At 69.4% G+C, this 14220-nt stretch carries 15 protein-coding genes and 2 tRNA genes; 14 read left to right on the plus strand and 3 right to left on the minus strand.

Annotated features, from left to right (window positions below; translation table 11 throughout):
* Positions 1–172: 172 nt before the first annotated feature.
* From ACFYOS_RS13705 to ACFYOS_RS13720, 4 genes are all read left to right on the plus strand, one after another.
* Positions 173–259: transfer RNA gene (locus tag ACFYOS_RS13705), tRNA-Leu, on the plus strand.
* A 256-nt stretch (positions 260–515) separates the two neighbouring features.
* Positions 516–1751, plus strand: a complete 1236-nt coding sequence (locus ACFYOS_RS13710) for a tyrosine-type recombinase/integrase (protein ID WP_387139924.1) — start codon at positions 516–518, stop codon at positions 1749–1751.
* 143 nt (positions 1752–1894) lie between these two features.
* Positions 1895–2587: a hypothetical protein gene (locus ACFYOS_RS13715; protein ID WP_387139926.1), complete on the plus strand. Its 693-nt coding sequence runs from the start codon at positions 1895–1897 to the stop codon at positions 2585–2587.
* Positions 2588–2695: 108 nt separating this feature from the next.
* Positions 2696–4594, plus strand: coding sequence for a DUF4209 domain-containing protein (locus ACFYOS_RS13720; protein WP_387139929.1), 1899 nt, complete (start codon positions 2696–2698; stop codon positions 4592–4594).
* Between the two features lie 220 nt (positions 4595–4814).
* Here the strand turns inward: ACFYOS_RS13720 and ACFYOS_RS13725 are convergent, their stop codons facing one another.
* Positions 4815–4991, minus strand: a complete 177-nt coding sequence (locus ACFYOS_RS13725) for a helix-turn-helix domain-containing protein (protein ID WP_387139932.1) — start codon at positions 4989–4991, stop codon at positions 4815–4817.
* Between the two features lie 405 nt (positions 4992–5396).
* Here ACFYOS_RS13725 and ACFYOS_RS13730 point away from each other — a divergent pair, with 405 nt between their 5' ends.
* On the plus strand, positions 5397–5924 hold the full coding sequence (locus ACFYOS_RS13730) for a hypothetical protein (RefSeq protein ID WP_387139934.1): 528 nt from the start codon (positions 5397–5399) through the stop codon (positions 5922–5924).
* Here ACFYOS_RS13730 and ACFYOS_RS13735 read toward each other — a convergent pair.
* Positions 5904–7046, minus strand: a complete 1143-nt coding sequence (locus ACFYOS_RS13735) for a hypothetical protein (RefSeq protein WP_387139937.1) — start codon at positions 7044–7046, stop codon at positions 5904–5906. The genes ACFYOS_RS13730 and ACFYOS_RS13735 overlap by 21 nt on opposite strands.
* 2 nt (positions 7047–7048) lie before the next feature.
* Positions 7049–8113 carry a helix-turn-helix domain-containing protein gene (locus ACFYOS_RS13740; RefSeq protein WP_387139939.1) on the minus strand — a complete coding sequence of 355 codons (1065 nt, stop codon included), beginning with the start codon at positions 8111–8113 and terminating at the stop codon, positions 7049–7051.
* 163 nt (positions 8114–8276) lie between these two features.
* On the opposite strand from ACFYOS_RS13740, the gene ACFYOS_RS13745 reads away from it, so the two are divergent.
* From ACFYOS_RS13745 to ACFYOS_RS13785, 9 genes are all read left to right on the plus strand, one after another.
* Positions 8277–8348: transfer RNA gene (locus tag ACFYOS_RS13745), tRNA-Gly, on the plus strand.
* Positions 8349–8373: 25 nt separating this feature from the next.
* Positions 8374–9729 (plus strand): hypothetical protein, encoded by a 1356-nt coding sequence (locus ACFYOS_RS13750; RefSeq protein ID WP_387139942.1) that lies wholly within the window; start codon positions 8374–8376, stop codon positions 9727–9729.
* A complete protein-coding gene (locus ACFYOS_RS13755) occupies positions 9726–10184 on the plus strand; it encodes a hypothetical protein (protein WP_387139945.1) in 459 nt (152 codons plus the stop codon). Before ACFYOS_RS13750 ends, ACFYOS_RS13755 begins: the two co-directional genes overlap by 4 nt.
* Complete coding sequence (locus ACFYOS_RS13760; RefSeq protein WP_387139947.1) at positions 10181–11101, plus strand: ParB N-terminal domain-containing protein; 921 nt, start codon at positions 10181–10183, stop codon at positions 11099–11101. The genes ACFYOS_RS13755 and ACFYOS_RS13760 overlap by 4 nt, the downstream gene beginning before the upstream one ends.
* Before the next feature lie 186 nt (positions 11102–11287).
* Positions 11288–11578 carry a hypothetical protein gene (locus tag ACFYOS_RS13765; protein WP_187690891.1) on the plus strand — a complete coding sequence of 97 codons (291 nt, stop codon included), beginning with the start codon at positions 11288–11290 and terminating at the stop codon, positions 11576–11578.
* Between the two features lie 57 nt (positions 11579–11635).
* A complete protein-coding gene (locus tag ACFYOS_RS13770) occupies positions 11636–12259 on the plus strand; it encodes a hypothetical protein (RefSeq protein ID WP_387139950.1) in 624 nt (207 codons plus the stop codon).
* Complete coding sequence (locus ACFYOS_RS13775; protein ID WP_387139953.1) at positions 12237–12377, plus strand: hypothetical protein; 141 nt, start codon at positions 12237–12239, stop codon at positions 12375–12377. The genes ACFYOS_RS13770 and ACFYOS_RS13775 overlap by 23 nt, the downstream gene beginning before the upstream one ends.
* The gene (locus tag ACFYOS_RS13780) at positions 12371–12754 is read left to right on the plus strand and encodes a hypothetical protein (protein WP_387139956.1); all 384 of its coding nucleotides are present in this window, start codon (positions 12371–12373) and stop codon (positions 12752–12754) included. Before ACFYOS_RS13775 ends, ACFYOS_RS13780 begins: the two co-directional genes overlap by 7 nt.
* Positions 12755–12757: 3 nt before the next feature.
* Complete coding sequence (locus tag ACFYOS_RS13785) at positions 12758–14152, plus strand: terminase large subunit domain-containing protein (protein WP_387139959.1); 1395 nt, start codon at positions 12758–12760, stop codon at positions 14150–14152.
* The last annotated feature ends 68 nt before the right edge of the window (positions 14153–14220 follow it).

A 14220-nucleotide genomic window follows, 5' to 3' on the forward strand; every position in this document is an offset into this window, starting at 1 on the left:
CGCCTTCCGTGGGATGTCTCTGGTCAAGCCTGCTGACCTGCGGAAACGCGGCACGCGGATGGCGATGTGCATGATCCATCTGCGCCGTGTACAGTAATCCCCCGTGCGGCCCACCGGGGCGGCCGACCGGTGAGAAGATCGCCTCGGCCGACAGGGTAGGCTGGACGAGCAAGTCCGGGTGGCGGAATGGCAGACGCGCTAGCTTGAGGTGCTAGTGCCCGTATAGGGCGTGGGGGTTCAAGTCCCCCCTCGGACACCAGCAGAACTCCGCATACAGAAGGCCGCTGACCAGGCGTTATTCAGGTCAGCGGCCTTGATCGTTTCTCGGGCAAGATCCGCCGTGGGAACACCGTGGGAACACCGGCTCTGAATCGCCCCGTCCGCGCCAGCGGCCGGCGCGATCTTGTGCCCGGCGAGCACGACGGTTACGGTCCCACTGTTGCGCATATAGGTGCGTCGGCGGTGGAGCCCGCAGGACACCGGGTCGAGGCCGCCTACGTTCACGTGGAGGAACGGTGGCGTCAGTCGAGAAGAGGACGACGAAGGACGGCAAGAGCAGCCGGTGGCGGGTGAAGTGGCGGAACGGCGGCCGTCGCGAGAACCCCTGGAGCAGCCGCACGTTCGACTACCAGACGGACGCGAGGCGGTTCAAGACGCTGGTCGAGGCGGCCGGCGAGCGGATGCCGAACCAGGACCAGCTGGCCGAGCACGGCTTCGCCCAGCTCGTCCCGGCGGGTGTGGTTATGGCGCCCGAGCCGGCCGAGGGGCAGCTGACGTTCCGGGCGTACGCCGAGGAGTGGCTGGGCCAGCTGGTGAAACCGCACCCGGAGACGGTCCGCAAGTACCGGGAGCGCCTGGAGAAGCACGTCTTCCCGCGGCTGGGCGACCGGCCGATCGTCGATATCACCCGGCGGGAGATGCGCGAGTGGCAGCAGGGCCTGCGCGACGCCGGCCTCTCGGCGAAGACGATCGCCAACATCCGGGGCGAGAGCGTGGTGCCGATCTTCAAGGCGGCGTGCCGGCCGGGCGAGGACGGCGAGCCCGCCGTGCGGACGTCGAACCCGATGGACGGCCTGGCGCTGCCCGAGGGCCCGCGCGCCGAGCGGGACATCCTGGAGAGCCCCGATGAGGCCCGGCTGTTCCTCGAGGCGGCGTACGCGGTCGACCCGGAGGCGGCGGACCTGCTGCTGTGCAAGCTGTCGACCGGGCTGCGCTGGGGCGAGGTGTCGGCGCTGCCGCCGAGGGCGGTGAGTGTCGCCCGGGGCACGGTGTCCATCGTGCAGGTCCTGCGGAAGGTGAACCGCCGGTGGGTGGTCGAGCCCAAGCCGAAGACGAAGCAGGGCTACCGGGAGGTGCCGCTGCCGGCGTCGGTGATGCGGATGGTCACCGACCGGGTGGCCGCCGCCAGCCGAGAGCCGGGGCGGCAGTTCGTGTTCGTGGCGCCGCGCGGCAACCACTGGCGGTACGAGGACTTCTACACGGACCGGTGGGTGAAAATCCGCGACCTGGCCCGTGAGCGGGGCCTGGCGCGGCGGATGACGATGCACGGACTGCGGCACTCGCTGCTGACGCTGCTGGCGACCGAAGGCGTCGACCTGGCGGCGCTGCGCACGATGGCCGGGCACGCGAGCGTGACCACGACGATGAACGTCTACGTGCACGCGACGCGGCGGCACCACGAGCCGGTGCGGCGGATCGTCGGGGACTTCCTCGGCGTCGATGCGCTGACCACGGGCTCACCCGTCGGATAGCGAGACCCCCGACAGGAAGCGGGCGGTGGGTCACCCGCCGCCCGCTCGGGCGTCATCGACCAGCGTGCTGCACTGGCATCGGGCAGGCAAAGGAGCGCCCATCTACCGACTCAAGGTTGCGGCAGTGGGGCATCATGCCCAGCGTGGAACCGTACCCCGAGGACAGCGACCGAAAGCAAGGGCTTGCGAAGTCCGCCGAGATGGCCATTTCGTTCGTGCCCGTCGCGGGCAGCGCCCTCCAGGTCGCCTTCAACGAACTCGCTGGCCGGCGCCTTGCCGACCGACGCACCCGATGGCTGAACGACCTCGCCGCGAAGGTGCACGAGCTCGAAGAGCAGGTCGGAGACTTCGCACGGCTCACCGGCGAAGACGCGTTCATGGACGCGCTGACCACGGCCGCGCAGATCGCCGACCGCACCTCACGGGCCGAGAAGCTCGAGGTGCTGCGCAACGCGGTCGTCAACTCCGTGATGCCCGACGCGCCCGACGTCGACACTCAGCAGCTCTTCTTCGACATGATCGACCGGTTCACCCCGACCCACGTGCGAATGCTGAAGCTCCTGTCCGACCCGCCTGGCTGGTTCGACCGCCACGGCATACCTCGGCCGAACACCTCCATGGGCCCGAAGACAGGCATCATCGAGGCCGGCATGCCGGAGCTTGCCGGCCGCCGCGATCTGATCGACCGGTACGCCGGTGCGCTTACCACTGCTGGCCTGATCAACCAGTCGCTCACCGGGATGATGACGGAGAACGGACTGTGGGCGCCGGCGACGACTCCGCTCGGTGTCGAGTTCCTGGCCTTCATCGCGGACCCCGAGAGCAAGGTCGACTAATCCTCGGGCCGCCGCGGGCCGGCCGCGGGTTCGTCGCGCGCGGCTATGGCCACTGCTGCTGAAGGATCGTGATCGGGCACGCCGCGCCGGGCCCGTGCAGGCGAGAGCATGGAGGAGACGCAGGTGACGAGTACGGCCTCGGACGGAGGGGCGGCGGAGGCGTCGATCGACCCATCGTGGTGGGCTCCCGCGGTGGTAGATGAGAACGGCCTCTCACGCGGGAACGAATGCCCCGAGGTGCTTTCGCTCGACCTCGCCCGCCTGAGGGCTGAAGCTCAGGTAGATGCAGGAGAGGACAGCCTCAGGACGCGCGTGCTGGACGTGCTGGCGAAGGCGGCGTCCCCCATGCTGGTTCCCGACAACTGGGCGGAGCCGTACGCGCCCGCCATGGAGATCGGGAATCGTCGATCGTTCGTCCCAGACGACTTGAGCAAGCCGGAGCTCGAGTTGCTGGCCCGCCTCGTGCCCCTCATCGAGGAGCCGGCCCTGAGGGCCAGGGTCGCTGACATCGCGTGGTCCTACGGCAACCGGGGCAACATGGACCTGCTGTCCGCTGCGGTGGATGCGTACCGCTCGGTGCCGCTGGAGCGCGACGCCTGGCTTGATGCGGGTCGTGACGGCTGGCGACGGGCGCTTGAGCTGTCGCTGCGCCGGGGCAAGGCCGGCCGCCAAATTGTCATGGAGATGACGACGGAGCTGGCCGAGTTTCTGCTTGCCAAGGATGGCTCTGCGGGTTTCATGCTGACCGAGATTTCGGACCTGCTGCGCAAAGTCAGGTCCGTTGATCAGGCACCTCGGGATCTGGCCGACCACTTCGTGTCGCTTGCCGCTACGGTCGCCGGGAACCATCGGCTCAGGCGCGCGTACGAGCGCCACGCCTGTACCTGGTTCTCGCGGGCGGGCGAGACAGACCTCGCCAATGAGTGCATCGAGCGCGTCGCCTTGGCGTACATCGACGAGGCGGACGAGCGACTAGCGCAGGACAGGGGCGCGCTCGTTGCCGGCATGTTCATCGAGAAGTCCATCGCGACCATACGTGGTCTTCCCCGGAAGTACCGCTCCGCACGCGGTCTCGACGGGCAACTCCAGCAGCTGCGGGACCGGCTCGCTGACATGCGAGAGCTCTCGCTAGAGGAGATGATGCTCATCCAGTCGGACCCGATCGACATCACTCCCTTTGTTGAGGATGCGCGCAAGAGGGTGTCTGGGAAGGAGCGACTCGAAGCACTCGTGAGTCTCGCAGGAATCGTGCCGCTGATCGACGCGACGAAGGCGATGGCCGCCGCGCGAGAGCGTATGCAGGGGAGCGTGTCGCATCTGTTCGGCAGCTCGACGTTCAGCACGGATGCACGGAAGGTCGCCACCCGGGCAGGGCTTGGCGTGGGCGAGCCGTCTGACGAGGCAGTCTTCGCCGAGGTGGTCCGGTCATTCACGTGGGGGATCGACCTCCACGTCAAGGCATTCATCTACCCTGCCCTCGAGGCGCTGATGCTCGAACACCGCTTCGACATCGGATTCCTCACAAACATCTGCTACGAATCGCCGGCCGTCCCCCCAGGGCACGTCGGCCTGTGGGCGCGTGGGCTCTGGCACGGGCTTTCCCGTGACTTCCCGTCGGCCATTTCGATGCTCGTGCCCCAGGTCGAGCAGCTGGTGCGCGTTCACCTGAAGGCCCACGGGATCTTCACACTCTTCGTGGACGAGAACGGCGTCGAGACGGAGAAGGGGCTCAACACCCTGCTTGAGATGCCGGAGTCGTTGCAGCTGCTGGGACCTGATCTCACCCTAGAACTGCGTGCCCTGCTGTGCGAACAGCTCGGCCCAAACCTGCGTAACGACCTGGCGCACGGGTTGCTCAACGACCCCAAGTCGTGGAGTGCTGCAGCGGTCTACGCGTGGTGGTTGTGCCTGCGACTGGTGGTCGTGCCCTACTACGGCATGCTCATGAAGGCGCAGGCAGAGAACGGTTCTGCGGGTGAGACAACGGACGTGGAGCGACCGAGCTGAGGGCCACTGCGGGAGCGTCAAGTCAAGGTGTCGCACGGACCACAGCAGCAGCACCTAGCAGCGCGGGCGGCGTGCCAGGTGCAGTGCTGGCCGCCCGCTTTGAAACCGATCCTCCTAGGACGGTCTAGGGGTGGTGCGGGGGGGCCACCGGGTGCCGGCATCTGACCGGCGAGAACCGATGAGTGCGATGTAGCGATCGCTGTGCCGGTGGCCCCCACGATCAGCGCCGGGCCGTAGCGGGCGCCGGCTTGTAGGCGGCGGCTAGGTCCTCGTCGGTGAACCGGACGAGCCGGCCGAGCCGATGGCAGGGGACGCGGCCCTTGGACACCCAGCGCCGCAGGGTGGTCTCCGCGATGCGCAGCTTCTCCGCGGCCTCGGCGTAGGTGTACTCCTGCACGACTCCTGCCTTCCATGGTCGGCACCTCTATACGGCCACAGTAAATCATTGCGGCCGTATAGAGCTACAAGGAGGAACGTGGAGGGAGTCATGGCTTCATCGGGGGCTTGCTCTCGTGTGGGCTCCGCCTGTTACCACGCCGCGATCTAGGAGTTGACGGCTGCCCGGCGGTTCCGCCAACGAGTCACGCTGACTAGAGTGACGGCATTGGAGGTGTGATCGTACGCACGTTCGATCGCGGCTCCCGGTTACGCCCGAACGGTTCGCTCGTTGCGCACTGCGGGTGGAGGTCGCGTCACGCACTGTGCGGGTCGTTGGTCAAAATTGAATCATCAGCGCGAAGGGGGACCAATGACATCTCGGCAACGAGGCCGTTGCCTCCCCTCCCGCTCTACCGCCCCATGCATGGAGAGGGCTGCAGAAGCCCTCGGATGGCTAGGCGTGGTCGTGCCCGACGTGTCGCTACTTGGCACCCACGTCTCGGTGGTCCTGGTCCCTGATGTCGCCGCGCACGAGTGGCGCTTGGAGAACCGGTGCGCCGAACCGCTGCTCGATCCTGACTCTTTGACCATGTGGGAGTGGCCGGAGGGCCGCGGGCTGTTTCCCCCATCTGCGGTCTCCATCCACGGAGTCCTCACCGGTGTAGGCAGGTCGGTCCGCAGCGCGCTTTCCGGCGCCCGGAAGTGGCGGGGTTTCGCCGCTACCGCCGTGGCGTTGCCATCTGGCGAAGCGGCAAGTGATGATCTCCTGCTGGAGTGCTCGTACTCAGGTATCGCCGTTGTCTGCGAGGACCAGGACGGGGCGAAGGTCATCCAACCTGGGCATGACGGCCGGCTAGCCACCGCCCGTCGAACAACCGTGGACCGCTGGATCGAGGAGAAACTATATGGACGCCTCTTGGCGGACGCGGACCTAGCGGACGCGCTCCTGTAGCGTCGCCGGCTCCAGCGCCTTGAGCCAGCCCGCCAGGAACGGGGGTGGTTCCCACTTGTCGGTGTTGTTCTCCACCTCGTAATGGCGGACCTGCGCGTTCCAGCACTTCGCGCGCCAGCTGTCCGTCCGCGCGGCCCTCGTCGATCCGTGAGGCAGGAGTTCGTCGCGAAGGTCAAGCAGCACCTCAAGGGAGTGCTCGAACGCCAGCCGCTCCTGCTCGGGCCATGGGTGGATGGCCAGCTGCCCCAAGGGCCGGGAGTGGCACGCCTCGCAGGTGCATTGCCAAAGTCCATCGTCAGGGTCCGCCTGTGCGGCAAGCGCGATCTTGTCGACGCTGATGTAGGCCAGGCACTCCTTCACCATCGCGGCAATCTGCGGATCGTGCCCACCTCCGCCGCCTCCGTCCTTCATTGGGTAGAGGTGACGAAGGCTGGTGGATGTGCCCACCGCGGCTGCAAGGGCGCCCATGCAGAGCGCCCCAAGGGCGGACACGTCGCAGCGGAGCAGCATCACCGGAACGGGGCAGTTCAACAACCGCAGCAGCGAGCGGACCATGTTCTTCAGGCCGAGCGGGTCCTTCTCGTGCTCCAGGACGACCGCGATGGGCACGCCCGCCTGCTCGACGGAGGAGAGAAGTGTGTCGAGCGCCGCCGGGGAACGTAGCCAGGAGATGTGAAGCGGCAGCAGGGCGATCGCATCCTTGAGGTCTGCTGCGCGACGAAGAATGTCTCGAAGTCCAGCTTCGTCGCCCTCGCCCACGTAGCCGGAGTCCGTGAGAACCGGAAGTCCGAGGTTCCGCTGATCTCTGATCCAGGTGTCGTTAAACGGGGCCCGCGCGGCCACGCGGTTGGCGCCGGCATATCGGGCGGCGTCGAGCAGCAGCGGCTGGCGGAAGCTGTTGTGCTCCCGCAGGTGTCGTGCGGCCTGGTAGACACGGGACACCGCGTCCGTGGCCCTGAAGTTGCCCTTTCTGGCGGTGATCACGAGACCCGCGTTATCCCGACGCGCCAGTCTGGCAACATCAAGCGCCTCGTCCGAGTAGCACTGGATGAGGAGCGCTTCCTGGAAGGGGTGCAGCGGAGCGGGCATCCGGCTGTCGCTGTGCTGGCGGGCGTTATCCAAGCTCACTGCCCCGTGCCTTCCTGGTGATTCGGCTCTGTGTCCGTTCGGTCCGTCAAGTAGTGGCGTGCGAAGGGGCCCGGCAGCATCAGGGCCGTCGACGCGACCTTGTCCAGTGTCCTGCCCAGACTGTCCAAATGGGCGTCGACGACTCGCGTCATCAGGTGCGGCCTTTCCTCGGCGACGGCGCCGGGTTCGACCTTCGCCCAGCCGAGCTGATTCAGCCTGATCCGCAAAATGCGGTGTGACTGGTCGTCGATGAGCCCGAGGCGGAAGGCTTGCTGGATCAGGGCGGCAATCGACATGCCCCAGGTGACCTTGAGGTCGAGCAGGCGTCCGAAGTCCCGTGCGGTCAGGCGGGAGAGGTCCTGACGGATCGCGGCAGAGGGCGCGATGAGTTCGCCGGCGAACTCGAACGCCTCCTGTTCGACCGCTTCTTCCCCAGTGGCGACCTGCCAGCCGTGTAGCACCAGATGGCCTAATTCGTGGGCGACGCTGAGCCGCTGACGGTCGCCGGGAAGGGCGGTGTTGACCACGATGATGGGCCGCCGCTCGGGCAGGTTGAGGCTCACTCCGTCCTGCGCATCGGTCCCGAGGTCTCGACGGATCACGGCAACCCCGAGTTGTTCGACCAAGCGAATCAGGTCGTCGATGGGCGCGTCGCCAACGCCAAGCAGCGCGCGCACGCGCCGAGCGGCCTCGGGCGGGGCGACCGCGCCCACTGGCAGCTCGGGCAGACCGATTTCTGGCCTGTGTGGTAGCTCCTCGATCAGTCGGGTCGCGGTCAGGCTGATCAGATGTGTCAGCCCCTCGATGCGCTTGGTGGCGAGGGCGGTGAGCTTGCTTCGACGTCGACGGTGATGGACGCAGGAGACGTTGGCACCGAGGCTCGGTTCGCGGACAGCGAGTAGTTCGCCGGGAACCTCGAGGACCTCGGCGAGCTGGGCAAGCTGTTCGCCCTCAAGCTCCAGCTGTCCGCTCTCGATCTTAGATACATAGCCTTGGGATACGCCGGCCTTGGTGGCGAGTTCGGCTTGCGTCCACGCCCGCGACTGGCGAACTACGGTCACGGCCGCTCCATTGCCTCGCATGTCGCCTCTCCTCCGTCGTGTGTGGCCACAGTAGCACGTTGGTGCATGAAATATTCCTGGGTCATTCCTAGATCATTCCGATGTGATCCCGGGGGCGAAGACCAGTACGGCTACAATGCCGTATTGCGTTCCCATACGCTCTGCGCTGGAAGTGCTGTTGGTGGCACACCGCCGTTCCACGGTGGAGGCCCAGGTTCGAGTCCTGGCCGGCGCTCAACGCCCGGCCACAGGGGAAGGTGGTGAGCGGCGTGTTCCACGGCAGCATCCCGGCGGACCTGCGCTCGATCATCTACGAGCACGCCGAGTCCTGGCCGGACACCGACCTGTACGTCGGCTGCTCGGGGAACTTCACGATCGAGCGGACGCTGCACAGCCGGCCCGGCGAGCGCCGGGCGATCCACGGCAACGACGTGCAGGCGTACAGCTCGGCGCTCGGCTGGTGGCTCGCCGGCCGGGAGCTGGACTACCGGCTGAAGGACGAGCACCGCGAGGAGCTGGCCTGGCTGGAGCCGTACCTGGCCACGTCGACGGACACCCTGGCCACGCTGATGCTCGGCACCCGGTTCCTCCAGTACGTCGGCCGGCAGGGCGTCTACTACGAGCGGATGGTCCGGGCGACCGTCGGGCAGTTCCCGACGATGCACGCCAAGACGGTGGCGAAGCTGAACGCGCTGACGCTGCGCCTGGCGGACTACTACTGCGGGGACGTGCGGGACTACCTGCGCGACGTCGTGCCGGCCGACGCACCCGTGGCCATGTTCCCGCCGTTCTACGCCGGCGACTACGAGGCGCAGTTCGCCGGCATCGACGAGTTCTTCGACTGGCCGGCGCCGAGCTACGACCTGCTGGACGAGGACGGCAAGGAGGAGATCATCGGGGCGGTGCTCGACCGGCCGCACTGGATCCTCGGCCTGCACATCGCCCGCGACGAGCTGCGCCCCTGGCTGCGCGGCGTCGTCCAGACCTCCAACCGCGGCATGCCGATCTACGTGTACGCCAGCTCGGGCGCGCGGCGCGTGGTCGCGCCCGCCCAGCAGGTCGCGCCGATCCTGCTGCCGAAGATCGGCCCCGACGAGGACCTGGGCGACCGCATGGCCATCCACGTGCTGACCGGCGGCCAGTTCTCGGCGGTGCGGTCGCAGTTCATGAGCAAGACGATCCTGCCCGGGTCCCCGCTGCTCGCGTGCGCGGTGTCCGTCGACCGGAAGCTGATCGGGGCGTTCGCGTACCTGCCGCCGAAGTTCGACCCGAGCACCGCGTACCTGATGAGCGACTTCCCGGTGTCGTGGAGTCGGTACCGGCGGCTGGCGAAGCTGATCGTGATGGCGGCCGCCAGCCGCGAGGCGCAGCTGCTGTTGCAGCGGTCCCTGTCGAAGCGGCTGACCGGCTGGTCGACCACGGCGTTCACCGACCGGCCGAACAGCGCGAAGTACGGCCGGGGCATCCCCGGCGTGAAGCTGCAGAAGCGCAGCGAGCCGGCCGCCGACGGCATCCACCGCTACCAGCTCCAGTACGGCGGCCCCCTGGGTGACTGGACCCTGCAAGAGGTGCTGGCGGAGTGGAAGCGCCGCCACGGGAAGGACGAGCGACGATGAGCGACGAGCACCGCGGCGACCCGCCGGCCGCCGAGCTGCCCGGCTGCCCGAAGACGCTGTGGGACGGGCTGACGCCCTACCAGTGCGACGAGGGCGCCGAGACGGGCGTGTGCCCGACCCACGGCCGGTTCCGGATGCCGCCGCCGTCGGCGGACCCGGACAAGCCGTGCGAGCACGTCGACCTGCACCTGGACGCCGACGTGCAGCGGCTGACCGCCTCCGACGACGACCCCACGGTGGTGGCGTACATCGTGGAGCTCTCGATCCGCTGCCTTGGCTGCCAGGAGCGGTTCCGCTGGACGGGCGTGCCCGCCGGACTGATGCCGAACCGGCCGGCCTGCTCGGCGGACGAGTTCGTGCTGCACGCGCCGATCCGGCCGGCGTCCGCCGACCCGGACTTCGGCCTCGGCATCCCCGGGTTCGCCATCCAGTACCGGGCGGGAGGTGGCCGGTGAGCGACGTCGACGAGCTGCCCCTGGACCCGCGGCTGATGACCGTCCGGCCGCAGGACCTGACGCTGCTGGAGGTCAACGCGCGGTACATGCGCAAGGAGCAGTACGACCGCCTGGTGGCGAACATCAAGCGGGACGGCTGCCTGACGAGCGTGCCGCTGGTGTGGCACGACGTCGAGAACGACCGGAAGGTGGTGCTGTCCGGCAACCACCGGGTCACCGCCTCGATCGACGCGGGCCTCACCGAGATCACGGTGATGGTGGTGCAGCAGAAGCTGTCGCGTGCCCGGCAGGTCGCGTTGCAGCTGTCGCACAACGCGATCGCCGGCGAGGACGACCCGGCCACGTTGAAGCAGCTGTACGAGGAGCTGGACGACGTGGACTGGCGGGCCTACTCGGGCCTGGACGACAAGCAGCTCGACCTGCTCGCGCAGGTCGACCTGGAGGGCCTGTCCGAGGCGAACCTGGACTTCGCCACGGTGCAGCTGGTGTTCCTGCCGCACGAACTCGAGGCGGCCCGCGCCAGCTTCGACGAGGCGCGGAGGCTCACCCAGGCGGACGCCCGCTGGCTCGCCGGGTACGGCGACTACGAGTCCACCCTGGACGCGCTCGCTACGGCCCACGGCGCCCACAACGTCGGCAACGTGGCCACCGCGCTCGGCCTCATCCTGGCGGTGTTCGAGCGGCACCTCGGCGAGCTGCGCGACGGCGTGTGGCTCGACGAGGAGAGCGGCGAGCCGATCGGCCATGCGCACCGCCTGGTGCCGATCGAGACGGTGCTGGAGACGCGCTCCATGCCGGCCGACGCGGCGGCGGTGCTGCACCGCGCCGTGGACAAGCTGGTCCGCTCCGGCGAGGTGCCCGCCGACCAGCGGTGGCGGGCGCTGGAGCTGCTGGCCGCCGACTACCTGGCCGGGTGACCGCCGTGCGCGTGCCGTACGCCCTGACGATCGCCGCCGTGGTGGTGGTCGTCGGCGGCCTGCTGGTCGGCTGCATCGCCCACTGGCCCGGCTGACCCGGGCACCCCGAGCCCCCCGGCCGGCAGCCCGCCGGACCGGAGATGCGGCCGCAGTACCCGACCGCGGCCCGACCCCCTGGAGGAAGAGATGACCGGACCCGCCCAGAGCGGCGAGGACCTGTACGCCGGCCTCGACGAGCGCCAGCGGTACGAGCTGGACCGGCGCTGCGACCACCACCCGCCGGTGAACCTGGAGCAGGCCGAGGCGCACGCCGCGTGGCGCCGAACGATCAAGGCGGCGATGGCGGCGGCAATGCGCGACCTGCCCGCTGGCCGGGAGACGTCGATGGTGCTGACCAGCCTGGACGACGCCCTGATGTACGGCAATGCGGCGATCGCCCGGCCACCCATGAGCGGAGGACGCCGAGGCGGGCACTGATCGGGGAGCGGCCCGGCCTGACCAGGGCCGGGCCGCCCGCAGCTGGAGGAGGTGACCATGAGCGAGCCGGAGCTCCTGGCGTGGGACCGGCAGCGCAGCGAGCCCGAGAAGGCGTACGGGTACTTCGCCCTGTACCGCGACCTCGGCCGCACACGCACCGTCGCCAAGGTCGCCGAGCAGGTCAACAAAAGCCGGGACTACCTCCACAAGCTGGCGACCCGCTGGAAGTGGGTGCAGCGGGCGTCGGCGTGGGACCGGGAAGAGGACCGGCTGTACGCCGAGGGCTTGGCCGAGCAGCGGCGCGACATGGCCCGGCGGCACGCCCGGATCGCGTCGGCGCTGCAGGGGAAGCTCGTCACCCGGTTGCAGAACCTCGACGCGTCGAAGCTGACCCCCGGCGACATAGCCCGGTGGCTGGAGGTGTCGACGCGGGTCGAGCGGCTGGCCCTGGGCCTGCCCGACTCCACGACGGCGCACACCGGGCCGGACGGCGGACCGATCCGCGCCGAGGTCGAGCAGATGACCGAGCAGCAGCGCGCCGACTTCTTCCGGGCGCTGATGGCCGAGGCGGCGGCCCGCGCCGGGCAGGCCGCGCCGGGCGCCGAGGAGCGCGACCCGGCCGGCGACGACGACGAGGACGAGGACGGGGAGGGGGCCGATGGGCCAGAGGGGCAAGGCTGACCAGCAGGCGTGGATCGCGGTGGAGATCCGCGCGCCGCGCTGGGCGGTGTGGTGCGTGTCGGTCGGCGCGCTGCTGGTCGGCATGTGCGGGGTGGCGCTGGTAGTGCTGCGATGGTGAGCGGCGGGCCCCGGTCGGCGCGGCTGCTGACCGGTCACCGGACGCCGGCCGCCGCCCCCGCGTACCGGCAGGGCGGCCCGGTGGTCGGCCCGCAGACGTGGGAGGCGCTGCGGCCGGCACCGCGGCTGAGCGTGCCGCCGCCGGCGCCGCTGACCCGCGAGCAGAAGCGAGCTCTTACCCGACGGGCGTGGGGCTGGCGGGCGCTGCTCGGCGCGTGGCTGCTGCTGATGGCGGCCGCCGCGTGGGCCGGGCTGCGGTGGGCCGGCCCGCGGTCGCTGGGCTGCCCGGCGGTGATGACGGCCGTGCTGGCGGGCCTGGCCTACGCCGGCTCGGCGGACGTGCGCGAGCACGAGCGCGAGCTGCGCGGCGAGGGCTGACCGATGCTGCTGGCGTACCCGGACCCGGCGCTGATGACCGACGCCGAGCTGGCGGCGTACCTGCGCGAGGTGTCGGAGGTCCAGGGCCTCGTCCGGTACGACTGGCGGCGGCACGCCCGGCCCGAGCAGATGGAGCCGGCGTACTACCGGATCTGGATGCTGCTGGCCGGTCGTGGCTTCGGCAAGACCCGCACCGGGGCGGAGACGGTGCGCGGCTGGGCGGGCACGCGGCCGGGCGGGCACTACGCGGTGATCGCGAAGACGCACCGCGAGGTGTACAACGTCTGCTTCACGGCGCGGCGTGCCGGCCTGCTGGCGGTGATCCCGCCGAAGGAGGTGCGGACGTTCAACAAGAGCGAGCCGTACCTGGAGCTGACCAACGGGGCGATCATCCGCGGGTTCGGCGCGCAGGACCCGGACACGCTGCGCGGCTACGACTTCGACGGCTGCTGGCTCGACGAGTACGCGGCCTGGCCGTTGCAGACGGCGCAGGGCGTGTTCGACATGCTGTGGTTCTGCATGCGTGAGGCGCCCGACCCGCGCATGGTCGTCAGCACGACGCCGAAGCCGCTGCCGCACGTGAAGAAGCTGCTGGCGCGGGCGAAGAAGCAGCGGGCCCGGTCCCGCCGGCCCCGGGTGGTCATCACCCGAGGGCGGACGCTGGACAACGCGGCGAACCTCAGCCCGGAGGCGCTGGAGGAGCTGCTGGAGCAGTACGGCGGCACCCGGCTGGGCCGGCAGGAGCTGGACGCCGAGCTGCTGTCCGACGTCGACGGAGCGCTGTGGAAGTCGGCGTGGATCGAAGCCGGCCGGGTCGACAAGGAGGACGTGCCGCCGCTGGTGCGCACCGTGGTGTCGGTCGACCCGGCGGACACGGTGTCGGAGACGAGCGACGAGACGGGCATCGTGGCGGTCGGCCGGGGCGAGGACGGCGAGCACTACGTGCTGGCGGACCGGAGCATGAAGATCGCCGGTATGGCGGCGGCCCGCCGGATCTGGCAGTGCTACCTGGACGTCGACGCGGACGTGGTCGTGTACGAGGGCTCGTCGGCGTGGCTGCGGGACATCCTGGTCGACGCCTGGGTGGCCATGCAGAAGGAGGGCCTGGTCGGCGGCGGTGACCCGCCGATCGACGTGGTGCAGGCCCGCCAGTCGAAGCGGGTGCGTGCCGAGCCGGTGGCCGCCCGCTACGAGGTCGACCCGCCCCGGGTGCATCACGTCGGGACGTTCCCGACGCTGGAGGACCAGCTGACGACCTGGACGCCGGAGTCCGGCGACAGCCCAGACCGGCTGGACGCCCTGGTGCATGGCGTGACGTACCTGCGGTCGAAGGAGTCCCGGCGCGCGGCGTTCGCGTCGCCGCTGCGGAGCAAAGCAGCAGGTCAGGGCGGCTCCTAATTGGACGGTGGATGATCTTGACTGATACAATGTTTATGTACGCCAAGCGGCGTATCTCCGTGTTCACG

The sequence above is a fragment of the Micromonospora sp. NPDC005806 genome (genome assembly GCF_042871425.1).
GTDB lineage: Bacteria > Actinomycetota > Actinomycetes > Mycobacteriales > Micromonosporaceae > Micromonospora.